This is a genomic window from Caproiciproducens sp. CPB-2, from assembly GCF_036287215.1.
Lineage (GTDB): Bacteria > Bacillota > Clostridia > Oscillospirales > Acutalibacteraceae > Caproiciproducens.
Map to the genome: position 1 here is coordinate 820703 of NZ_CP142860.1, position 23821 is coordinate 844523.

Below are 23821 nucleotides of genomic sequence, written 5' to 3' on the forward strand. Positions count from 1 at the left end.
AGATAACCGGGTGCGGCTATCTGCCCGCGCATTCGCGCAATCCCTCCGTGTATGAAAAATTTCAGGTTCCGGCGGCAGCGCCCGTTTTGTCCGGGGCCGGTGATGAGAACGGGCGAACAGGCCCTTGTAAAAATTTTCATCACATTCTCCAAATCATAGTAATATTATATGTATTAAATAATAATCGAAAACAAGGGTTGTGTCAATAGCCCGCGCCGGGAAATCCCACTTGCAATCTCTCTGCCGGCCTTGACAAGCGGATTTGTTCAGGTTAAAATATTTTTATATATTAAACATATATGAAAATTTGCATATCTACAGCAATTTCATTTCGGTTTGAGAGACAAAGCACGTTTTTCCCCCGCCGAAGGCGGGGGAAAAACGTAATTTTGTTGCAGAATCAACTGGAAATGCTGTAAATCATTAAATTTGAACGGAGGTTTCCTGTAAATGTCGAAGATTTATCATAGTCTGACCGATTTGATCGGAAAAACACCTTTGCTGGAGCTGTCGAACTTTGAAAAGAAGCATGACCTGAAAGCCGCGGTTGTTGCAAAGCTGGAGTATTTCAATCCTGCGGGGAGCGTAAAGGACAGAATTGCCAAAGCCATGATCGACGACGCGGAGGAAAAGGGACTTTTAAAGCCGGATTCCGTTATTATTGAACCGACCAGCGGCAATACCGGTATTGGCCTTGCTTCCGTCGCGGCCGCCAGGGGATACCGGGTGATTCTCACCATGCCGGAAACCATGAGCATGGAGCGCCGGAACCTTTTAAAGGCTTACGGGGCGGAGCTTGCGCTGACGGATGGCAGCAAGGGCATGAGGGGAGCAATCGATAAAGCGGATGAGCTTACCAAAGAGATTCCGAACTCCTTTATTGCCGGCCAGTTTGTCAATCCCGCCAATCCGAAGATACACAGGGAGACCACCGGTCCGGAAATCTGGGAGGACACCGAGGGCAAGGTAGATTTCTTTGTCGCGGGGATCGGCACCGGCGGAACGATCACAGGCGTCGGGGAATATCTGAAATCCCAAAATCCCGGCGTCAAGGTCATTGCGGTGGAGCCGTTCGATTCTCCGGTCCTTTCCGAGGGCAAGGCCGGACCGCATAAAATTCAGGGAATCGGCGCGGGCTTTGTGCCGAAGGTACTCAATACGGCGGTGTATGACGAAATCATCAAGGTGAAAAATGAAGATGCCTTCCGGACCGGCAGGGAGCTTTCCAAAACGGAGGGCCTGCTCGCGGGTATCTCTTCCGGGGCGGCGCTGTGGGCGGCCGCCGAGCTGGCAAAGCGGCCGGAGAACGCCGGAAAAACGATCGTGGCGCTTTTGCCGGATACCGGGGAAAGGTATTTATCCACCCCGCTTTTTTCTGAATAATATCCCCACACAAAACAGCGGGCCGGGGCAATCGGTAAGATTGCCCCGGCCCGTTTGCCGTTCTTCGGCAATCCGAAGCGGCAGGCGGTTTTATTTTACCATTTCCAGGATAAATTGATTGGCGGCCTCCAGGTCGGCGTCGTTGGGATGCCCTTTGGAAATGCCCCCGACGAGCTTGAACGGCCCGTAGGTGTCAAATCCCTTGCAGGCAAAGTCCCCGGCGATGACAGCGCCCTTCTTTTTCAGCAGATCACTCAGAGCGCTGTGGCTTGCGGTATTTCCCATTCCGCTCGTAGAAAACACGAAGACCGGTTTGCCGTTCAGGCTGAGCTCCTCCACGGCCTCCATCAGCCCGCTGTAATGTTTTCCGTAGGCGATACCCGCGCCGAATCCGATCATGTCATAATCCGAAAGACTTTTATTTTTGATTCCGTCCGCTTTGCAGAGTTCTGCACCGGCAGTCTCCGCCATAGCGGAGGCGATCTTTGCCGTGTTGCCGTGATGGTAGGAGTCGTAAACAATCAGGCATTTTTTCAAAAAAGATTCCTCCTAAAATAAAATCGGACTGTGCTGTCTCTATGATAGTATGATGAAGGGAGAGATGCAATATTCCGACGATGAAAATCGATATTTTATTTTCGGGCGGTACAAAACCGATACGGACGGCTTTTGGAAGGAAGGCACAATTTTATTGGAGAATTGCAGAAAATATTGGTTATAAACTTGACAAGCTTTATCCAGAATGATACACTGGTTTTAATAAATAAAAACTTCCATTTTATGGAGCGGAGGGGTTTTATCTGCTGATTACAAGGGAAACGGATTATGCGCTGCGCATTCTGCGCGCGGTGTCCCACGGGGAACAGCTTACGGCCGGGGATATCTGCCGGCGGGAACTGCTGCCGCAGCAGTTTGTATATAAAATTCTCAAAAAGCTGGAACGGGCCGGCTTGGTTCAAATCACCCGCGGTGCGGGCGGCGGCTGCCGGCTGGCGGCGGATCTGAAAAAGGTGAGCCTCTACGACCTGACGGAAGTGATGGATGCGGAAAAGCTCATCAGCGCTTGTATGCAGCCCGGGTTTCAGTGCGCGTGGCAGCAGAAATGCAGCGCTCCTTGTACGGTTCATCGGCAGCTTTCCCGGATTCAGGGCATTCTGGACGCGGAGCTGCGTGCGGTCAGTCTTCACCAGATGCTGTTTCAGGCGGATTGAAAATACTTCGGCATAGCCGGTGTTTTTTTGCGGCCAAACTGGATAAGATTTATCAAGTATATTGCTGCCTGAGCGGAGGCCGGTTTTCCCGGTCTGCCGCGTTTCCTTACGATTCTGTTTTATAAATTTCTTATGGAATTCATAAAATGAAATATAACTGGTTATTAAAGGGAGGAATCAATATGTCTTTTAAAACAACGGAAGACCACGAGGCTCTCCGTGCGAAGGTCCGGGAGTTTGCCGAGGCGGAGGTGAAGCCGCTGGCGTTCCTGCTGGACAAGGAGAATGAATTTCCCGCGGACATTGTGACAAAAATGGGGCAAATGGGGCTGATGGGAATCCCCTACCCGAAGGAGTACGGCGGCGCGGGGCTGGACATGGTCAGCTATGCCGTTGCCGTGGAGGAGCTGGCCCGGGTGGACGGCGGAACCGGCGTCATCCTCTCCGCGCACACCTCGCTCGGGTCCTGGCCGATCTTTGCCTACGGCACGGAAGAACAGAAACAGAAATACCTGATTCCGCTGGCCAAAGGCGAAAAGCTGGGTGCTTTCGGCCTGACCGAGCAGAACGCGGGCAGCGACGCGAGCGGAACGGAAACCACCGCCGTGCTGGACGGCGACCATTACGTTTTGAACGGCGGCAAGATTTTTATCACCAACGCCGACAAGGCGGATACCTATGTGGTGTTTGCCGTCACCACTCCGGACATCGGCACGCACGGAATCAGCGCGTTCATTGTGGAAAAGGGCTGGGAAGGCTTTACCTTCGGCGACCACTACGACAAAATGGGCATCCGTTCCTCCTCCACCGCGGAGCTGATTTTCAACGACGTGAAGGTCCCCTGTGAAAATCTTCTCGGAAAAGAGGGCGAAGGCTTCAAAATCGCCATGTCCACGCTGGACGGCGGCCGAATCGGGATCGCCGCGCAGGCGCTGGGCATTGCGCAGGGCGCCTACGAAAGCGCGCTGGAGTATTCCAAGGAGCGTGTCCAGTTCGGCAGGCCCATCTGTCAGCAGCAGATCATCTCCTTTAAGCTGGCGGATATGGCGACCAAGCTTCGCGCGGCCCGTTTTCTGGTCTACAGTGCCGCCGAGCTGAAAGAAAATCACGAGCCCTACGGCATGGAGTCCGCCATGGCAAAACAGTACGCTTCCGATGTCTGTCTGGAAATCGTCAACGACGCCCTTCAGATTTTCGGCGGCAACGGATACCTCAAGGGCATGGAAGTGGAGCGCGCCTACCGCGACGCCAAAATCTGCACCATTTATGAAGGCACCAACGAGATTCAGAGGGTGGTCATCGCTTCCCACATTATCGGAAAAATGCCAAAGGACGCGGTTCCGTCCGGTGCCCAGCATGGACCCGTTACCGGCGTGCGCAAGAAGATGATCCTCAAGGAGGGCGCCGCCGGAGAGCGGGTGAACGCACTGGTGGAGGCTCTGAAAGCGGACGGCTACGACTTTACCGTCGGCATCGACATCGACACTCCCATCACCCAGGCGGAGCGGGTGGTCAGCGCCGGAAAGGGCATCGGGGAAAAGGAAAATATGGCATTGGTCAGGGCCCTTGCCGTTCAGGCCGGCGCGGCGCTCGGTTCCTCCCGTCCGGTGGCGGAAACGCTGAAATATGTGCCGCTGAACCGCTATGTGGGAATGTCGGGCCAGAAATTCAACGGCAATTTGTACATAGCCTGCGGTATTTCCGGAGCGGGCCAGCATCTGAAAGGCATCAAGGACGCCACCACCATTGTTGCCATCAACAACAACCCCAACGCGCCAATTTTCAAAAACTGCGACTACGGCATTGTGGGCGACGTGCTGGAAATCCTCCCGCTGCTCACCGCCGCGCTGGACAACGGGGAGGCCAAAAAGCCCGCGCCTCCCATGAAGAAAATGAAACGGGCCGTTGTGAAGAAAGTAAAGCCCTCCTGGCACACCTATGTCTGCAACGGCTGCGGTTACGAATATGACCCCGCGGTGGGCGACCCGGAAAACGATATCCGTCCCGGCACCCTGTTCGACGCGCTCCCGGAAGAATGGATCTGCCCGGAGTGCGGTGAGGAAAAAGACCAGTTTATTGAGGTCTGACCCGGTATGGAAGCCGGAAAACAATGATTTCGTATCAAGGAGGATTGAATCATGCATTGTGTCAGAAAAGTAACGGAAAATCTTTATTGGGTCGGAGGCAACGACCGCCGGCTTGCCCTTTTTGAGAATATTCATCCGATTCCGCGCGGCGTTTCCTACAACTCGTATCTGCTTCTGGATAAGCAGGCGGTTCTGTTCGATACGGTGGACTGGTCGGCCTGCCGCCAGTTTTTGGAGAATGTGGAGTATCTTCTGGACGGAAGGCCGCTCGATTATCTGGTGATCAACCACATGGAGCCCGACCACGGTGCGTCCATAGAGGAAATCCTGCTGCGCTACCCCAAGGCAAAAATTATCAGCACGGAAAAAGCTTTCATGCTTATGCGTCAGTTCGGTTTCCATATCGACGGCCGCATGGAGGAAGTGAAGGAGGGCGACACAAGATCCTTCGGGAAACATGTGGTGACCTTCGTGTCCGCGCCGATGGTGCACTGGCCGGAGGCGATGGTGACCTTCGACACGACCAACGGAGTGCTTTTCTCCGCGGACGCCTTTGGTTCCTTCGGCGCTCTGGACGGAAAGCTCTTTAACGACGAGGTGAATTTCGACCGCGACTGGATCGACGACGCCCGCAGATACTACACCAACATTGTCGGAAAGTACGGGCCGCATGTGCAGGCGCTTCTGAAAAAGGCGGGCGGGATCGACATCAAGATCATCTGTCCGCTGCACGGGCCGGTCTGGCGCACCGATCTGGGATATTTTCTCGATAAATACGCTCACTGGAGCAGCTACGAGCCGGAAGAGCAGGGCATCATGATTGTTTACGCCACCATGTACGGAAATACCGAAAGCGCCGCGGGCGCACTCGCGACCAGGCTGGCGGAAAAAGGGATGACCAATGTCGTGATGTACGACGTGTCCAAAACCCATGTGTCCTACCTGATTTCGGAAGCCTTCCGCCTCAGTCATATTGTGCTGGCCTCCGTTACCTATAATCTGGGGATTTACCCGCCGATGCACAATTTTCTGATGGATATGAAGGCGCTCAATCTTCAGAAACGCACCGTCGCGATTGTGGAAAACGGCTCCTGGGCGTGCAAGTCCGGGACCCTGATGCGTGAATTCCTCGAAAATGAGATGAAGGATATCAACGTGCTGGATGAGAAGCTGACGCTGAATTCCGCCATGAACGAGGATAACCTGCCGGAAATGGACGCCCTTGCCGACAGCCTGATCGCGTCTATGAAGCGATAACCCAAACAGAATCCGTCTGCCGTCCTTGCGAAAAACTGCCGGAGTTTGACTCCGGTGGTTTTTTCGTGTCCCGGGGCGGCGGAATTCAGGCGGTACAGCCTCCCTACGGCCTTGGCAGCGCTTTTTTCGGCTGACGGCCGGAACGATCTTCCCATCTTTTCGGGATCACATCTTCCCCTGCCCTTGCAATCATTGGATTTATGATATAAAGTTTATAGCATAATATTATTTTACAATTGTCTGCCCGTGCGCACATTTCTTTGTAGATACATGGGGAAAGAGGGTATTGTGGTGAAATTAATCCTGAAAAACCGCTTGTTTAAAATGGTGGCCTGTGATCCTTCCGGCCAACCGCTCTATCAGATCAGGAGCCGCCCTTTCAGCCCTCAAAAAGTAATCGCGGCCAATCATCATGGAATTTTGTACTACACCGACATTATCGGGTCGGAAGCTTCTTCCGCATCCGCTGACGAACCTGCTTCCCACCGGTATATCGTCTGCCGCGGCTCCAGAGAAGCGGAACCGGTGATAACAGCCGCCATAGGCTATGAAGTGTCCTCCGGCAGGAAAGACGTGCGGCATTTTCCCTATAAGCTGCCGCGGGCGGAGCGCCTGAATATTCAGATAAAAGACCCCGGACAGTCCGGCGTGACAATCCGTATGGAACGGGACGGCTCCTGCCGGATTTACAACCGGCAGAATCAGACGGTGGGGACTTTGTCGGGGTACCGTCCCTTTCAGGGATATGCGCTTGAGAGCAGCTCCATAGCGGATGGCGGTCTGCTGTGCGCGCTGTTTGTCCTGACCCGCTATATGGCTAAGGAAAATGAACTGATTGTGGTCTGACGTTTCTTTTTCACTGAAATCCCTTCAGAAATTTCTCCGTTGTTATAAAAAGCTGTCGCTTTCGGGCGATGGCTTTTTTGATTGGAAAAAGTTTTTCTTCGTTCTGCGGGATACGGAAGCACGTGACTGCGCAAAAAACTGTATGGGAAATAGTAACCGAAACAATTCTTTGCACAAATCGCGCTTTTCGCCATGAATGCTTTTGGTAATAGTCAATATGAACAATATATGTTAAGATACATGCAATAAAATGTTTAAACTAATAAACTTACAAAAAGGCAGAGCCTTGGAAGGAGAAAACAATGTATCAGAAAGAGATCGTCATCAATAATAAAACGGGGCTTCATGCGCGTCCGGCGTCGGAATTGGTGGAATTTTGCAAAAATATTAAAAGCGACATCATTCTGAAAAAGGGCACCGAAGAAATCAATGCAAAAAGTATTTTAAGTATTTTGAGCGGAGGAGTGTATCAGGGAACAAAACTTGTGGTACAAGTAAATGGTACGGATGAGCAGACGGCGGGCCCGCAGGTCATTCATTTTTTACAAAATCTTTCCGACTGAGGCCGGAAGACGGGAGGCACAAATGGAACTTAAGAGCAGGCAGATTTATATTTTACGCGTCCTGCTGACGACGAAACAAGGTGTTGCACCCGAAAAATTTCTGGAAAAGCTGGGCGTAGGCAAACGCACCATGTATTACGATCTGGAAAAAATCAATGATTGGTTAAAGTACTACGGACTGGGAAAGGTAGTCATTTCCGGGCGGACCATCCTTGCGGAAGTGCCGGACGCGTCGGCTCTGGACCAGCGGCTGCGGGAAAGTACGACCTATTTCTTTTCGGTGGAAGAGCGGCGCGCAATGGAAGTGGTCCATATTTCGCTTTCCAGCACCAACATTACCATCAATTGCCTGATGGAGCTGTTTGGGGTCAGCAAAAACACCGTTCTCAGCGATATCAGGGAAGTGCGCGCCGTGCTGGAAGGATGGGGCCTGACCCTGAACAGTACCATTAAATCCGGTTATCTGATTTCTGGTGAAGAAATGACCATCCGGAAAATGCTGGGGGAACAGTTTCAAATGCTGTCCAGCCCGGGCTGCCAGACGTATATCCATCAGTTTCTGCAGAAAAACCTTGTGTGCCTCTACCACAATGAAATCGACTTCGGCGAGCTGTGCCGCTGCCTGATCAAACAGTACGAGACGGATATTCACGGCGATTATATTCTGGCAAATATCGAATTAATCAGAATGATGATTCAGGTTTCCTGGATACGCAGCCGCAAGGGGAATATCATCCAGCTGAGCAGCGACGAACAGCTTGCCCTGATGAAAAGCCTTTCCTTCCGTTCCGTGGAGTTCAGCCTCCAGAAGCTGCGCGTTCACGGAGTGGAAGTCGCCATGCAGGAAACCTATTACATAACCACTTTGTTTCTCGGTATCCAGACAACGGACTTTCTGTCCCAGGAGCAGGAGGATACCTTTATTGCGGAATTTGCGGAGGAGCTGGTGCTGAGCTTTGAGCGCATCGCCTGCCTCTCCTTTCCGAACCGCGAACGGCTGCAGAGGCAGCTCAGCCATCACATCCGCCCCATGTATTACCGCATCAAATACGGAATCCCCGATAAAAACCCGCTGGTCAAGGATATCAAGACCATGTACCCGTTTGTGTTTGACTTTACCCGCAAAGCCGTGCAGGAGGCCAAGATGGATCTTCCGGAGGGGGGGATTTCGGAGGATGAGCTGGCGTATCTGTGCGTCTATTTTGTCAGCAACCTCAGCGAAAAATATCTGGTCAAGGAAAACGCGGACAGCAAGGGCGTGCTGATTGTCGGTGCCGAAAACATGGCCGTGGCGGTCCTGCTGCGGGAACAGCTGCAGGATGTGTTCGGCCTTTCGCTGGATTACCGCGTCATCAGCCAGAGCAAGCTGCGCGAATGGATGCTGGGGGACTACGCGCTGGTGGTTTCTCTGGTGCCGCTGGGCAAAAACTTTTCCTACAGTAAAATCGTGGAAACCGGCCCCATCATTACGGAAAACACGCAGCGCCGGATCATGGAAATCCTGCGCGGGGACCGCTCCGTCGCCCGTTACGACGACATGATCTGCGAAATTATCAACCGGGTCAAGGGCAGCGTGGACGGAAAGGTGCAGGATGACAAGCTGTACCTTGACCTTTTCCGTTATTTTGAGGAAAAAGAACGAGGTAAACGGCCGCGCGCCAAGAGCGATATCTTTTATGAAAAAATTGAACAGAACCGGTTTTTGCTGCTCCCGGAAACGGCGGATCTGGAACAGACTCTCCACAACTGCAGCAAGGTGCTGCGGCAGGGGGCGGCCGGTCAGCGTCTTGCACAGAGAATGTACAATCTGATGCAGAACAAAAAGCTGCAGACCTACCGTATTCAGGGGGACGTGGTACTGGTCCATTTTCCTTTACAGGGAGATGCAAATCCGAAAATAGACGTCTGTATCGCGCTTGCCCCAAAAGGGCTGGAATGCCCCGACGGAAGAACCGCCGGGATTCTGGTCGGGCTTGCGACGAAGGACTCTTATTCCCATTGGGCGGTGCTGGAAAGCATTTACCGCTATTTCAGCGACCCCAATCATATCAACGGCATTAAACAAATCTATCAAAATGACAAGGAGCATTGCGGAAATGAAAAAATTTACCGGCCTTGCGGGAGCGGGAGGACGCGACCTGTCGCAGACCTTGGTTCTGCACAGGAAGAAGCTGACACTGGAGAAAAAGGCGGTGGAGGACTGTGAACAGGAAATAGAGCGCTTCAGAAAGGTGCGTCGTGAGTACGCCGAAGAGCTGGAAAGGCTGTACCGTACCACCCTGGCTGAGGACGGGGAAAAAACAGCCGGTATTTTTAAGGCGTACCGCACGATCGTTGAGGACGATTTTCTGTTTAAAAATCCGATTCAGACCGTATGGGAGGAACAGATAGGAATCGATTACGCGATTGAGCAGGAAAAGGAGAAAATCAGCAAAAAATTTGCCGCCATGCCCGACGCGTATATGCAGGAGCGTGCGAACGATATCCGCAACGTCTGCGATGAGATCGTCCGCCGCCTGAACGGCGTTGCCGACGGCGGGCAGGAAATGCGGAATATGCGGGAGCCCTTCATCCTGGTGGCGGAGGACCTTTCCCCGGAGGACACCATCCGGGTCGACAAGCGCTTCCTGAGGGGCTTCATTACCGAAAAGGGCGGGATCACCTCCCATGTGGTGATTCTGGCCAAAACGCTGGGGATCCCGGCTGTCGTAGGCGCGGCCGGCATTATGCGGGAGGCCCGTTCCGGCCAAAATATCTTTGTGGACGGCGACTGCGGCTACGGGATTCTGGAACCCGACGAGGCTTTTGCCTGCTCTTTCAGGAAGGACAAAGCCTGCCTTGACGAACAAAAAAAGCTTTACGCCGCCATGGCGGGGGAGCCCGCCGTCACGGCGGACGGCCATCCGGTGGCGGTGTGCATGAATTCCGGAGACGCCGAAAGCCTGAAAAATTTCTGCGCGGAGCAGTGTGACGGCGTGGGCCTTTTCCGCACCGAATTTCTTTTTATGAACCAGCACGATTATCCGGATGAAGAGCTGCAGTTCCAGACCTACAGAAGCATTGCGGAGAACGCGAAGGGAAAAGAAGTGATTATCCGCACGCTGGATATCGGCGGTGACAAGCAGCTGGATTATATGGACATTCCGAAGGAAAGCAATCCATTTCTGGGTTACCGCGCGATCCGGATCTGTCTGGACCGCGAAGAGGTTTTTCTGACGCAGCTGCGAGCCATTTTGCGCGCCTCGGCATATGGAAATGTCAAGATCATGTTCCCGATGATCGTGACACTGGAAGAACTGCGTCAGGCAAAAGGAATGGTGAAAAAGGCAAAGGATCAGCTCCGTGCCGAAGGGACTGTTTTTACGGAAACCATTCCCATCGGCATCATGATTGAAACACCGGCCTCGGTCCTCATCAGCGACAAGCTGGCAAGGGAAGCTGTATTTTTCTCGATTGGGACAAACGACCTGATCCAGTACACCACGGCGACCGACCGGATGAACGAGCGCGTCCAGCACCTGTACGACCCTTGTAATCTTTCGGTGCTGCGCTCCATTGATACGGTGATCCGCAGCGCGCACAGCGCGGGGATTTCCGTCGGTATGTGCGGCGAGGTCGCCTCGGATGCACGGCTGACGCCGCTGCTGCTGGCAATGGGTCTGGACGAGTTCAGCGTCGTGCCCAAACAGGTGGGCAGAATCAAATATCTGGTCCGCCGGTACGATCTGGGTAAGCTCGCCGGACTGAAAGAGCGGGTGCTCGACAGCAATACCATTGAGGAAGTGAAACAACTGCTGGCGGAGTATTCCGCGGAATAGGAAGGGGTGCCGGATGAAATCGGAAGCCAAAAAGCGCGCGGAAAGCCGGGAAGCGGCAAAAGCGCAGGAGGCGAGAAAGCAGAGGGAAAAAGCGCGCGCTACCAGAAAGATAGGGGAGGAGCCCTGCCTGTACTGCGGGAAGCCGACGCTTTGCAGGAAATATATCATCAATCCGGAGGCGGAGCATGAGCTGCCCTGCTGCAGCGAGGAATGCTTTCATAAGACCAGGCAGTTTGTGGATTACGATACCCGCTTCCGCACACCGTTTTATATGGTGCTTTTGGTTTTCGTCATCGCAAATCTTCTGCTGTTCACGTTTCAACCCGCTGCCCGGTGGACTTACCTGCCTTTATTCGGCATGGGGATTGCCGTTTTTGTATGTCCGCTGGTTTTTACCCGGTATGAACGTTACCAGAAATTCGGGATCGGGAAGACGCGGAAGATCATCCGGGTTGCGGCGGCGGCGGTTTCTGCATTTGCGCTGCTGTTGATTATTTGTTACTAAGTGTGCCGGTTTGCACAAAACAGTTCAGCGGATTGCAAAATTAACTGTACAATCTGTGAAAAAACTTGGTCTTTTTTGAACCGGTGGAATATGGTATGTTGTAAACAGCGAGATATTCACATCAACTAGTTGAAAGAGAAATGAAAAAGGAGGCGTCTGGAATAGGAGCATTACTGGATGAACGGCTGATCGTTTTGGATGCGGATGTAAACAGCGACGAAGAATGTATCCGGCTGATGGCTACCCGGTTTGAAGAAGCCGGATATGTCAAGCCCGGATACGGAGACGCAGTGATTGAACGGGAAAAGGCCCTTCCCACCGGTCTTCCGGGAAAAAAGATCAACTTAGCAATCCCTCACACGAACAACAAGCTGGTGATCAAGCCGGCGGTCGGGGTCATTATCCCGAAAAGGCCGGTTGTTTTTCATATGATGGGGGACCGGGAAACCTCGCTGGACTGCGAAGTGATTCTGCCGCTGGTGGTCAAGGATTCCAAGCAGCAGATAGGGATGCTGAAAAAAATCATGAAGATCATTCAAAACAGTGAGCTGTTGGAGAAGCTGAAAAATTCCGGGAGCAAGGCGGAGATTATGGACTGCCTGAGTTCTTTGGAAGACGAATCATAATAAAAACTAAGGGAGGAGAATCTTGATGCGCGCAGTGAAGGTTTTATCGGTATGCGGTTCCGGTACGGTCAGTTCTGCCATGCTGTCGTCCAAACTGGAGGACGTGCTGGCGGAGCACGGCTACAAAATGGAATCCACGGAGGTCGCGCCGGGCGGCGTGGAACTTGCAGTCGCGAACGGAGGCTATGATTTAATCGCCTACACAAGCCCGGTGGACGACATCTACGGAATCCCGGTACTGAATGCGACGGGGTTTCTGGTTGGAATCAATGAAGACGAGTTTGTAGAGGAGCTCCTTGCTGTACTGAGCAAGCTGGATCTGGGTTAAAGCGGCATACGTGGAAGATCCCCTTTTTCAGACAGAAATTACCGAAAAGAGGAAGGTAAGGAATTATGTTTTTTGCAGTATTGAAAAGTGTATTTGACACCTTTGGAAACTATATCACAGTACCCCTCATTATTTTTGTTATCTGCAAGCTGTTTAAGGCCCCCACCAAAAAAGCGTTTTCTTCCGCCGTACTGATCGGCGTGGGACTCAAGGGCATGGCTTTCATCACCACAGAATTCGGAGCCGTCCTGTCCCCGCTGGTACAGCAGATTGTAAAAGCGAGCGGGCTGAATCTGCCCGCGTTGGACATCGGCTGGCAGGCGGTCGCCTCCGTGGCTTATTCCACGAACATCGGCATGATGTTCATCGGCGTCGGTCTGGTTTTCCAGATCATCCTCTGGCTGATCAAATGGACCGACATCTTTATGCCGTCCGACCTGTGGAACAACTATTCGATCATCGTCTGGGGCTCCATGCTGTACCAGCTGACGCAAAACCTGGCGATGGCGTTTGCGCTGATGCTTTTTGTCAACCTGGTCACCCTGCTGATTGCGGAGGTCCTGCAGAAGAGATGGTCCACTTATTATCACTATCCCTCCTGCGCAATGACCGCGCCGCACCACAACGGCGACGCCCCGATGTATCTTGTCCTGAACATTCTGTTCAGCAAGCTGGGGATGGATAAAATCAAGGCGGACCCTGTTACGATCCGCAAAAAGATCGGCTTCATGGGAGAACCGATGTACATAGGACTGATTGTCGGTATTATTCTGGGTGTGATTGGCAATATTACCGCGCTGAACAACATGGCGTCCTGGGGACAGGTTGTCAACGTATCCGTGACCTGCTCCGCCGTTATGGCGATCTTCCCGAAGGTTGCCGGGCTGTTTGCCTCCGGATTTACCACTCTGACCGATTATTCCCGCAAGACGCTGAAGAACAGCAAGTACGGGAAAGACCGTGAGTTCATTATCGCCGTCAACGACGCGCTCGGCTACGGCGAGCCGGCTACCCTGACCACCGGACTGCTGGTCATTCCCTTCGCCGTTCTGCTTGCGTTTCTGCTCCCGGGCAACGTGGTAATTCCGGTTATGGTTCTTCCCTCTTTGCCATATATGGTGGAAATCCCCGTATGCCTGAGCAACGGCAATATTGTGAAGTCCTGGCTGATGGGCTGCATCGTTTTCGCGGCCAAGATCATGATGGCCTCCTACTGGGCGACCGTCTTTACCCAGGTCGCGGCCGGCGCCGGATTTGAGGCGGCCACCACCGCTTTGGCCGGAGGCACCCTCATCATCGGCTTCATTATGTCCAACTGCACGGCCGGTATCATCACCATGGCTTTCCTGACCATGAACCCGATCATCATCGCCGCGGTCGTCGCCGTGTATCTGGTGCTGTTTGTCCTGTATAAGAAGAATAAGGGCGCTGTACAGGAATATCTGGAAAAGCATGCTCTGGGCGAAGCGTATGTCGCTCCCCAGCCGGCTGTAAACGCCTGACCCCGAAACCTTAGTATGAGAGACTGACGGATAAGCATTCATTTTGCCGCTTTGAAACGGCAGAATGGATGCTTGTTTAAGAAGAAAGGAATTTCTATGAAAATTGTAGTAATCGGCGATATCGTCGTCCCCTGTGAGCTGCTGACGGAGGCGGCGGAGTCCCTGGGCAAACCCGGTCAGAACACGGTCGTTCCGATTGTGTGGCCGGCCGAAACGCGCCAGGAATTTCAAAAGAAAGCGCAGAACATAGAAAAAAACGGTCCGACGGCGGAGAAGGTCCCCGAAGAGGTCTACCGTGAAATCGCGGACGCGGACATCCTGCTCACGCATTTCTGCCCGGTTCCCGGGGATCTCATCGCACAGGGAAAAAAGCTCAGACTCATCGGGACCTGCCGCGGCGGCATGGAGCATGTGGATGTCGCGGCCGCGACCAAATACAACATTCCCGTTATCCACTGCATCCGCAACGCGGAAGCAACCTCGGACTTTGCAATCGGCCTGATGTTCGCGGAAGCACGCAATATCGCCCGGGCACACGCCGCGCTCAAACAGGGTGAATGGCGCAAGGAATATGTAAATAACGGCTATACCACCTCCATGTGCGAAATAACGCTGGGTGTGGTCGGCCTTGGACATATCGGCAAGCTGGTCGCCAAAAAGGCCGCGGGAGTGGGCATGAAGGTCATCGCCTACGACCCGTACGTAACGCAGGAGTCCCTGGATGAAATGGGACTGCCGGTCCGGCTGGCGGAACAGGAGGAACTGTTCAGAACGGCGGATATCGTCACGCTGCATCTGCGCCTGACCCCTGAAACAAAAAACAGCGTGGACGGGAAGCTGATCGGCCTGATGAAGCCCACCGCCTATCTCATCAACACCTCCCGCGCCGGCGTGCTGGATAAGGACGCCTTCGTGAAAGCGCTGCAGAACAGGACCATCGGCGGCGCCGCGCTGGACGTGTACTGGGAAGAGCCCATCCCGAAGGACGACCCGCTTCTGGCGCTGGACAATCTGACCATGACGCCGCACAACGCGGGCAACGTGGTGGACGCCCTTCCCAAATCGCCTCTGCTGCTCGCGCGCACCATCAAAGCTTTCTGGGAGACCGGAAAGAGCGATATGGTGGTGAATCTCAGAAATATCAAACTTTGAACCGATTGGCGGGGATATTCCCCGCGTATGAAAAGGAGAAATGACTTATGTTGATGGAAAAGGAAAGAAAAGAAATTGCAGAGTACGGCCGTAAAATGAGCTCTTCCGGCCTGAGCAAGGGCACCAGCGGCAATATCAGCATTTATGACCCGGAAACCGGCTATATGGCAATCAGCCCTTCCGGCCTCGGATACTTCGACACCGAGCCGGAAGACGTGGTCGTCATGGACCTGAAGGGCAATATTATCGACGGCAGCCGCAAACCCTCCAGTGAGCACGGCCTTCACACCGTGATGTATCTGAACAAACCGGACGCCCGCGCGGTGGTACATACCCATTCCACCTTCTGCACTACGCTGGCCTGCCTCAACACCCCTCTGAAAGCGGTGCACTACGTTATCGGCGGCGCGGGTGCGGCAACGGTCCCCTGTGCGGAATACGCAACCTTCGGAACACCGGAGCTGGCGGAAAACGTCGCCAAGGCGATCGGCAAAAGCAAAGCCGTTCTGCTGGCGAACCACGGCCTTGTCACCAGCGGCCCAAGCCTTGCCAAAGCCTTCGGCCTGGCCGTCAATCTGGAATTCGTAGCCGAAATGCAGTGGAGAGCTTCCTGCGTGGGAACCCCCGTTGTGCTGAGCGACGCGGAGATGGATACGGTGATGGAAAGCTTCAAGAGCTACGGCCAGCCGAAAAAAGCGGATGAGAAAAAGGACGGAATGGGCTATTAATCTGAATGACGGGAGAATGGAAAAATGCTGGCTGCCATGCTGTACGGTGTGGAGGATATCCGCATCATGGAAGTACCTATCCCGGAAATCGGACCGGGCGAGGTACTGATTCAAAATAAGATTTCAACAACCTGCGGCACCGATGTGAAAAACTTTAAAAGAGGATATCCTCTTTTAAAGCCGCCGCATCCTTACGGACATGAATTTTCCGGCGTGATCGCCGCAGTGGGAAAAGACGTTAAGGGCTTTCACGAGGGCGACCGCGTAGCGGTCCACAACACGGCCCCCTGCAACGAGTGCTATTACTGCAAGAAAGGCCTTTACTCCATGTGCTCCAATATGACCTTTAACCGCGGCAGCTACGCGGAATACGTAAAGGTACCCGAGTCCATTGTGCGTCAGAACATGTTTGTTCTGGACAGTTCCGTTTCCCACAAGACCGCTTCCCTGATGGAGCCGTTTTCCTGCGCGGTTTACGGCATTGAGAACTGCCCCGTCCATCTGGGCGACACCGTCGTCGTGAACGGCGCGGGACCCATCGGCCTGATGTTTGCGCGTCTGGCGGTGCTGAAGGGCGCCAAGGTCATTGTAACGGATATGATGGAGAACCGTCTGAAGCTGGCGGAAAAAATGGGGGTCTGGAAAACCTGCAATCTGACCGGTGTGGAAAATCCGGTGGAGGCTGTCCGTGAGCTGACGGATGAGAAGCGCGGCGCGGACATCGTCATCGAGGCCACGGGCCTGATCGACGTGTGGAAAACCAGCGTGCAGATGGTGCGCAAAGGGGGATTCGTGCTTCTGTTCGGCGGCACAAAATCCGGCAGCGAGCTGACGGTGGACGCCACCCTGCTGCACTACTCGCAGATTACCATCAAAGGCGTGTTCCACACCACCCCGCTTCATGTCATGACGGCGCTGGAGCTTTTGAAAATGGGTGTGATTTTAAGCGAGGATTATATTCAGAAGGAATACAGGCTGCCGGATCTGGAAAAGGCGATCCGCGAACACGCTTCCGGCAGCGTTATCAAAAACTGTATCGTATACGATTAAAAGGAGTGGGAAAGCAACAATGTATTCAATCAAGCTCGGCTGTGAACATATCTACTGCGGGGAAAACGCGGTGCAGTACCTGAAGGAGCTGCCCGCCGTCCGTAAGCGCGCCTACATTGTCATGAGCGGCACCATTCTTCAGGAACTGGGGCAGCTCAAAATTGTCACGGACGTTCTGGAAGAGTCCGGCTTCGCATGGAAGGCCTATACCGATGTGGAGCCGGAGCCCAGCTTTGAAACCGTCAGACGCGGAACCGCGGACATGATGGAATTCGAACCGGACTGGGTGATCGGATTCGGCGGCGGCTCCGCCATGGACGCCGCGAAAGCCATGTGGGTTTTCTATGAAAATCCGGAGTACCGGGAGCTGGACGACGTAATGCCCCCCAACGAGATCAGAAACCTAAAGGTAAAGGCGCGCGTGGCCTGTATCCCCACCTCGGCGGGAACCGGCAGCGAGGCGACCCGCGCCGCTTTGATCAAAGATACCGTAAAGAAGAAGAAATACTCGATCCGCTGCCTGAAAGGCCGCATGGTGCCGGATGTCGCCATCCTCGATCCGGCATTTTCCATGACGATGCCGAAAAGCCTGACGGCCGCTTCAGGGATGGACGCGCTGACCCATGCCATCGAATCCTATGTCACCCCGATTGCCAATCCGTTTTCAGACGGGATGGCAATGGCCGCGTTTATTTACGGATATCAGAATCTGCCTGTCTGCTATGAGGACGGAAAAAATGCGGAGGCCAGAGCAAAGATGCTGGAGGCTTCCTGTATGGCCGGTATTGCGTTTTCCAACTGCGCGCTGGGCATCGTACACAGCATTGCCCACACCTTCGGGGCTGAGTACGGTGTGCCGCACGGCCTGGCGAACGCTATTGTGCTTCCGTACGGACTGCGATTTAATTCGCGCGACAGCCGAACGCAGGCCCGTTATGACGAGCTGGCTTCCTTTGTGGGGGAAGCCTCCCTGCTGGACGGGGTCCTGGCGCTGCGCAAACGAATCGACGTGCCTCCCCGCATGAAAGACGTTGTGCCCGATGAGCAGGACGTGCTCGGCAAAATCGACGCGCTTGTGGAAAAGGCCATGTCCGACGTCTGTACGCCGTTTACTCCCGTAAAGCCCACCATGGAAGAGCTGAAAGCGTTGATCCTAAAGGTTTACTACGGAGAAAAAGGGCATCAGGCTTAATTTTCCCGATTGTTTATACGTACTTGCTCATGACGAACGACTTCCGATACTTAGAATTCAGCAAAAGCGCCGCTGTTAAGCGGCGTTTTTGTGCTTGAGCAGGCTTTGTTTTAACGGTTGTTTTCAAAACAACTGTATTCCTGCTCATAAAACGAGATGCTTTATCAATAATAATAGCGAAGTCTTTTGTAAAGGAGCTGTATTTATGAAAAGCAAACCGGACGACCGCCGGGACAATGTGGAACGCATTCAGGAAAACATCAACATGACGGTCGAAAACATGCGCCGGGCGGATGAGACGATCAAAGCGACTTCCGATCATAAAATGAGGAAGAATCTGATCGCGAAAAATGAAAGAAGAGAAGAAGCGCTCGGCGGCATGCGCGAAGAAATCCGTGACGAAGCCGCCGCGCGTAAAAAAGGATACGACAAGTGACCGATGCCCGGAGCACCCGCGTCTGACAAAATATTTCGTCTGTTTGAACCAGCCAATGAAAAATTGGCTGGTTTTTATATTTTGACAGAGAGAAACGGCACAACCTCTTGGGAATAAAACAATTGCTGAGTCTCAAAATTGCAGAAAAAATTTTTATTTTGCAAAAGAATAAGGTAACGCGGGAGGGAAATTATGATAACATAATTTTAACATAAATTTTACACGAACGGCGGATAACACTGTCAATCTGTCCAGACAGCCAAAAAACATGCGGCGGTATAGCGGAACGGAATGACGGAAACAGATTGATCGGGGAAAGCTTTTGGGAAGGATGGCGGCAGAATGAATAGAAAATTGAAACCAAGGCAATATGAAATACTGAAAATTTTAGTTACTTCCTCCGCCCCGCTGGATATCACCTTTTTCCGCGACGAACTGAAAAAAAGTGAACGGACCGTCTGGTATGACATCAATGAACTGAAGAAAATCTGCGCGGAAAAAAACGTGGAAATACGCCACCGCTCAAAGTGGGGGTTCTACATACCGGTCGAACAAAAGCCCAGGTGCTCGGAAATCCTGATTGCCGGACGGCCCGAAAAGGACGCGGGATTTCTGAAGAGTATTGAAGATGAGCGCATTTTAAACCTTTTCTTTTATTTCTATGTGAAGAAAAGAGACGTCACGGCGGAGCTGCTCGCCAGAGAATTTTATATCTCCCGGTCCACTCTGATGAGAATCGTACCGCGGTTTGACGAATATTTCGATAACCGGATTCATCTGTCCTCCCTCAAAACAGGGGGCTATGAGCTTCAGGGGGACGAATTTACCATTCGCCATATTCTGGCGGAACGGCTGGCTCAGTATTTTAAGGGAAGCTATACGGCGGAAGACTGGTATCTGCTTTTGCCCGACCCGTTGAAAAAATACATCAATCTTCAAAGGATCATTACGATCAGCAATGAGATCAAAAGAGTAAATGAGCAGTATAATGTCTGGATTTCCAACAGCGGTTTTTTAAATCTGCTGTCTTATTGCATTGCGGGCGATATACGGAAATACTTCTGCAGCCCCGGGGATTCTGCGGACGATTCGCAGGGGTATGCCGAAACTCTTTTAAAAAGGCTGAACAAAAAGATCGACAAAACGGAACTGGGTTATCTGAAGTCCGTTCTGATGGAAAACGAAATCATCGTCAATATTCAGGAAATCGAGGAGCAGAAGGTCAATTCCAGCCTGCAGAAGATTCTAAAGTTCTTGAAAACGCAGGAAGAAAAAGGCAGCTACAAGTTTGATATGACCTCTCTTTTTGACGATTTATACGGGCATCTGAAAAGCTCGCTGTTCCTGTTCCTCAACGCGAAGGAGAAAAAAGAGGAGAACTATATTGTTATCCGTGAGGTAAAAGAAAATTACCTCGACTTCTACCGCATGGCACAAGAGTGTTCCAACATCCTGAAACAGGATTTTTCAATTGATTTTACGGAAACGGAAGTTTGCTATATTGCCGTTTACTTATATAAAAACTGCAAAAATCAATTAAACAGGAAGAAAAATGTTCTGCTGGTCTGCGGAACGGGCAAGGGCCTGTCGAACCTGCTGGCCATCCGGCTGGGCAACGTGTTTCCCATGCTGAATATCGCGGGACAGGTTTCTCCTTATCAGCTTTCCAATATGAATTTCGGGAAAGCGGTCGACTTTGTCATATCGACCATCCCGCTGAACATCACAAGCATACCGGTTCTGAAAATCTCACAGATACTTCCGATGGAGGACATCAAACGCATTCAGGAGTTTCTTGACTACGGCAAACTGGTCGATGAGATTCCCCTGCAGGAGAAAAACCGGGCCTCCTTTAACTCAAAGGACGACCCGTTTGAAATAGCCGGAACCGTTCAGCAGAAAACAGCCTTTCATAATCTGACCTATGCCGCCAATATCATCAGCAAGCTGATTTTGACGCTTTTGGAATATACCTCCAAATTCCCGGAGAATTACAGGATGAGTCAGGATGTGCTTCTCGGCATGGTGATCCATATGAGCATGGCTGTTCCACGGTGGTTTCAGGGCTCGGATCACGATACCCCGCCCGAAATCGCGGAAGAGTACATCAGGATCGCGAATGACCACAGGGTGATTTACGAGATCATGGAGCAGTTCTTTAAGCTGGTGGAAAACTCCCTGCAGGTGAGTATCAGCATAGAAGAAAAAATAGCGTTTTTCTTATACATTATAGGAGGAAATGAGGATGAAAGTACTAACGATCAAAAAGGGGAGGCTGATTTCCCCGGTTAACGGATATCACGGGGATGTCAGGGATATTCTGGTCAGGGACGGAGTCATCGCGGCAGTCGGGGATTCCATCGATCCCCAGGGGACCGTCGTCGATGCACGGGGATGTATCGTTACCCCCGGCTTCATCGATATCCATACGCACTGTTACCCGAAGGTATCGCTGGGAATGGAACCGGATGAGCTGGGTATCCGGCGGGGGTCTACGGCGATTCTGGACGCCGGGAGCAGCGGCGCGGACAATTACGAGGATTTCCGGGAGAACTATATTGAAAAAAGCGGAACAAAAGTATTTACCCTTTTAAACCTCGCCAAAGAAGGGCTCACCCACGGCCATGAGCTGAGCGACAGGAAGAATATCGACATTCCCCGGCTGAAGGAGATGCTCCAAAAATATCCGGACAACATCGTGGGGCTGAAGGCCAGAGCCAGCGCCAGCGTCGTCTGCGCCATGGGGCTGGAGCCCATCGCGCTTGCGGTCAGGACGGCCCGCGAGGTGGGCAAGCCGCTGATGGTGCACGTCGGGAACCGCCCTCCGGAATTTACGGAGGTGCTGGACCTGCTGCAGAAAAACGATGTCGTGACCCACTCCTTCCACGGAAAGGCGGGCGGCATCCTCGACGAAGAGGGACATGTGATCCCACAGGCGCGCAGGGCCAGGGAAAGGGGAGTCCAGTTTGATGTGGGCCACGGAGTCGCGAGCTTCAGCTTCCGCGTGTTTGAGCGGGCGCTGAGGGACGGTTTCGACTGCGATATGATCTCTACCGATTTACATATTGAAAATTATAACGGGCCTGTTTACAGCCTGGCGGCTGTTGTCAGCAAGACCATCAACTGCGGGGAAGAGCTGGAAAACGCGGTGGCGAAGTGCACCAGCGTACCGGCCAGACATTTCGGCCTGAAAGGGCTGGGGGAGATCGTCGTCGGCATGACCGCCGACTTTAACGTTATGGAACTGACGTCCTGCGAGGAAACCGTGCTGGATTCCATCGGCGATTCCCTGAAACTGAAACAAAAGCTTGTATTAAAGAAAACGATATACAGTAGAGGTAATGAAAGTGCAATCATGGAACACGCTGTTAAATGAAAGTAAGCTGGATATCTCTGTAAAAAACGAGTTTATCCGGTGCTATCGGGAAGCAAAGGAAAAATTGAAATCGTATGGGATCGTGATGGATGAAGAGGCGGACTTCATGTTCGCAAACCATATCCTGGCTTTGCTCAAAAGGGTAAAGACCCGTTCGTTTGTAGAGGATATGGAAGAGGAAGATTTCGAACAGGTGCCCCAAAAAGTGTATGACATGGCGGAAGACATTGTCGGGGGCTTGTTTGAAAAAGAACATCTGCCCATCAATCAAACAGAAGTATTTCTTGTGGCAACCCATATAGAAATGACAATCCAAAAGACAAAAGGAGGAACAGAACAATGAGTGAAAAAAAGGTGCTGGTCGTGATCGGACACCGTATGGGGAAAGGTCAGGCCGTCGCCCGCGGAGTGGAAAAGGCCGGGGGAACGGCCATCGTGATTCCGGGAATGGCCGCGGATATGAAGCTGGGGGACGTGATGCATGAAAACAATGCGGACCTCGGGATCAGCTTCTGCGGAAGCGGCGGCGCCGGCGCGCTGACGGCAAAGACCAAATACGGTTATCCGGCAAAATCCGAGCTTCGTTCCGTAGAGGCAGCCTGTACTGCCGTGGAAGAAGGGTGCAAGGTGGTCGGTCTGGGATTTCTGGATGTGGAAGAGCTGGGCCAGAGGCTGGTAGAAACTTATCGCAAGGTCCACGGTGAATAAGTATGCTGAATAATCTGCAAAACAAGCAGCTGCTGAAAGAAATCAGCCACGAGCTTGTGGTTACCGCAAGCGGAGATTCTTTGGAAAGTGTTACAGGCAAGCTTTTCCAGAATATGCGGAAACAAATCTTCGCGGAGTTCCGGAAACCGATTATCCAGATGGAAGCCGAGGAAGTCTTTTTTCAAAAGGTGGATACAAAGAGCCGGACGGAGCATTTTATGCTGTTCTTCTGGCCGAGGGAGAAAGTCGCTTATACCATTACCGCCAAAATCGTGGTGAAAGTAAAGTATCTTGATATTGCGAAGGAGGAGCTTTAAATGTTGGAGATCATTCTTTATTCCTTGATTATCGGGGCTGTCGGCGGGGGCTGTATTGCCGCCGGCGCGGCGCGCATGTTTCACGCGCCGGAAGTACAGGCAATGGGGTCTTTCCGAACACTGGGCGAAATGAACGCCTGCAACGGGGACCCGATCGCCCATTTTTCGTTTGGACTGGGATTTTTCTTTTCCTCAGCGGCTTCAGCTGTCGCGGCCGGTGCCTTGACGCAGGATGTGTTTCACAGAATCGTTACAAACTGGGGCGCGGCGGTTCTGCTGTTGAAAAACAGAAATATGGAGGAGACGGTCTGGAATCCGAGAAAGATGATGCTGGCCGGTTCCGCGGTGGGCGCGGTCGTCGTTGTTTTCCTGAACACCATGTCTCAGCTCATTCCGGAAAAGCTGTCCCTGATTGCAAAAAATGTACTGACCCCTGCCACCGGATGGCTGATCAATCCGGTCATGCCCGCTATTTTCTGGCTGGCCGCTGTTGATGCCGGAAAGGTAGTCGGAATATGGGGGACCGTGCTGGGCGGAGTCTCCGCGCTGATTTCCGGAAATGCGGTGCCCGGTATCGTACTGGGAATTCTGATTGGAAAATCCGCTGAAGAAAACGGCTATAAGAGCAGAATGGTCCAGATATTGATCGGCATCGTGGTGATCATGTTTGTCGCGATCGCTTATTTCAGGGGATTTTTCGGCAAGTTCGTTATCGGTTCATGATTCTGATACATAC

The 23821-nt window shown here is 52.6% G+C and carries 24 protein-coding genes; 23 read left to right on the plus strand and 1 reads right to left on the minus strand.

Features of this window, described 5'->3' with window-relative positions:
* The first annotated feature begins 450 nt into the window (after positions 1-450).
* Complete coding sequence (cysK, locus tag VXK30_RS04060; protein WP_275713156.1) at positions 451-1383, plus strand: cysteine synthase A; 933 nt, start codon at positions 451-453, stop codon at positions 1381-1383.
* A gap of 90 nt (positions 1384-1473) precedes the next feature.
* Here the strand turns inward: cysK and VXK30_RS04065 are convergent, their stop codons facing one another.
* The gene (locus VXK30_RS04065) at positions 1474-1920 is read right to left on the minus strand and encodes a flavodoxin family protein (RefSeq protein WP_275713155.1); all 447 of its coding nucleotides are present in this window, start codon (positions 1918-1920) and stop codon (positions 1474-1476) included.
* A 269-nt stretch (positions 1921-2189) separates the two neighbouring features.
* On the opposite strand from VXK30_RS04065, the gene VXK30_RS04070 reads away from it, so the two are divergent.
* From VXK30_RS04070 to VXK30_RS04175, 22 genes are all read left to right on the plus strand, one after another.
* Complete coding sequence (locus VXK30_RS04070; protein WP_329494542.1) at positions 2190-2594, plus strand: RrF2 family transcriptional regulator; 405 nt, start codon at positions 2190-2192, stop codon at positions 2592-2594.
* Positions 2595-2776: 182 nt separating this feature from the next.
* Entirely contained in the window at positions 2777-4681 is a 1905-nt protein-coding gene (locus tag VXK30_RS04075) for an acyl-CoA dehydrogenase family protein (protein WP_275713153.1), read from the plus strand.
* Positions 4682-4732: 51 nt separating this feature from the next.
* The gene (locus VXK30_RS04080; RefSeq protein ID WP_275713151.1) at positions 4733-5938 is read left to right on the plus strand and encodes an FprA family A-type flavoprotein; all 1206 of its coding nucleotides are present in this window, start codon (positions 4733-4735) and stop codon (positions 5936-5938) included.
* Positions 5939-6226: 288 nt separating this feature from the next.
* Complete coding sequence (locus tag VXK30_RS04085) at positions 6227-6784, plus strand: hypothetical protein (protein WP_275713149.1); 558 nt, start codon at positions 6227-6229, stop codon at positions 6782-6784.
* A gap of 302 nt (positions 6785-7086) precedes the next feature.
* A complete protein-coding gene (locus tag VXK30_RS04090) occupies positions 7087-7347 on the plus strand; it encodes an HPr family phosphocarrier protein (protein ID WP_275713147.1) in 261 nt (86 codons plus the stop codon).
* 22 nt (positions 7348-7369) lie between these two features.
* Positions 7370-9553: a BglG family transcription antiterminator gene (locus VXK30_RS04095; RefSeq protein ID WP_275713145.1), complete on the plus strand. Its 2184-nt coding sequence runs from the start codon at positions 7370-7372 to the stop codon at positions 9551-9553.
* Positions 9444-11165, plus strand: coding sequence for a phosphoenolpyruvate--protein phosphotransferase (gene ptsP / locus VXK30_RS04100; protein WP_275713143.1), 1722 nt, complete (start codon positions 9444-9446; stop codon positions 11163-11165). The genes VXK30_RS04095 and ptsP overlap by 110 nt, the downstream gene beginning before the upstream one ends.
* 13 nt (positions 11166-11178) lie before the next feature.
* Positions 11179-11670, plus strand: coding sequence for a hypothetical protein (locus VXK30_RS04105; RefSeq protein ID WP_275713141.1), 492 nt, complete (start codon positions 11179-11181; stop codon positions 11668-11670).
* Positions 11671-11810: 140 nt separating this feature from the next.
* Positions 11811-12296 (plus strand): PTS sugar transporter subunit IIA, encoded by a 486-nt coding sequence (locus VXK30_RS04110; protein ID WP_275713139.1) that lies wholly within the window; start codon positions 11811-11813, stop codon positions 12294-12296.
* Between the two features lie 25 nt (positions 12297-12321).
* Entirely contained in the window at positions 12322-12624 is a 303-nt protein-coding gene (locus VXK30_RS04115; protein ID WP_038322984.1) for a PTS sugar transporter subunit IIB, read from the plus strand.
* Between the two features lie 65 nt (positions 12625-12689).
* A complete protein-coding gene (locus VXK30_RS04120; RefSeq protein ID WP_275713137.1) occupies positions 12690-14126 on the plus strand; it encodes a PTS galactitol transporter subunit IIC in 1437 nt (478 codons plus the stop codon).
* Between the two features lie 96 nt (positions 14127-14222).
* Positions 14223-15278, plus strand: coding sequence for a 2-hydroxyacid dehydrogenase (locus VXK30_RS04125; RefSeq protein ID WP_275713136.1), 1056 nt, complete (start codon positions 14223-14225; stop codon positions 15276-15278).
* Positions 15279-15325: 47 nt separating this feature from the next.
* Entirely contained in the window at positions 15326-16006 is a 681-nt protein-coding gene (locus VXK30_RS04130; protein WP_275713135.1) for an L-fuculose-phosphate aldolase, read from the plus strand.
* Between the two features lie 24 nt (positions 16007-16030).
* A complete protein-coding gene (locus VXK30_RS04135; RefSeq protein WP_275713134.1) occupies positions 16031-17056 on the plus strand; it encodes an alcohol dehydrogenase catalytic domain-containing protein in 1026 nt (341 codons plus the stop codon).
* 19 nt (positions 17057-17075) lie between these two features.
* On the plus strand, positions 17076-18248 hold the full coding sequence (locus VXK30_RS04140) for an iron-containing alcohol dehydrogenase (RefSeq protein WP_275713132.1): 1173 nt from the start codon (positions 17076-17078) through the stop codon (positions 18246-18248).
* Between the two features lie 205 nt (positions 18249-18453).
* Complete coding sequence (gene tlp / locus VXK30_RS04145; protein WP_275713130.1) at positions 18454-18684, plus strand: small acid-soluble spore protein Tlp; 231 nt, start codon at positions 18454-18456, stop codon at positions 18682-18684.
* 342 nt (positions 18685-19026) lie between these two features.
* Entirely contained in the window at positions 19027-20976 is a 1950-nt protein-coding gene (locus VXK30_RS04150) for a BglG family transcription antiterminator (protein ID WP_275713129.1), read from the plus strand.
* Positions 20930-22060, plus strand: a complete 1131-nt coding sequence (locus tag VXK30_RS04155) for an amidohydrolase/deacetylase family metallohydrolase (RefSeq protein ID WP_275713127.1) — start codon at positions 20930-20932, stop codon at positions 22058-22060. Before VXK30_RS04150 ends, VXK30_RS04155 begins: the two co-directional genes overlap by 47 nt.
* Positions 22026-22403 carry a PRD domain-containing protein gene (locus VXK30_RS04160; RefSeq protein ID WP_329494172.1) on the plus strand — a complete coding sequence of 126 codons (378 nt, stop codon included), beginning with the start codon at positions 22026-22028 and terminating at the stop codon, positions 22401-22403. The genes VXK30_RS04155 and VXK30_RS04160 overlap by 35 nt, the downstream gene beginning before the upstream one ends.
* Positions 22400-22768: an SFCGS family glycine-rich protein gene (locus tag VXK30_RS04165; protein WP_038323009.1), complete on the plus strand. Its 369-nt coding sequence runs from the start codon at positions 22400-22402 to the stop codon at positions 22766-22768. The genes VXK30_RS04160 and VXK30_RS04165 overlap by 4 nt, the downstream gene beginning before the upstream one ends.
* Before the next feature lie 2 nt (positions 22769-22770).
* Positions 22771-23085, plus strand: coding sequence for a DUF4312 family protein (locus tag VXK30_RS04170; RefSeq protein ID WP_275713125.1), 315 nt, complete (start codon positions 22771-22773; stop codon positions 23083-23085).
* The gene (locus VXK30_RS04175; protein WP_038323013.1) at positions 23086-23808 is read left to right on the plus strand and encodes a DUF4311 domain-containing protein; all 723 of its coding nucleotides are present in this window, start codon (positions 23086-23088) and stop codon (positions 23806-23808) included.
* The last annotated feature ends 13 nt before the right edge of the window (positions 23809-23821 follow it).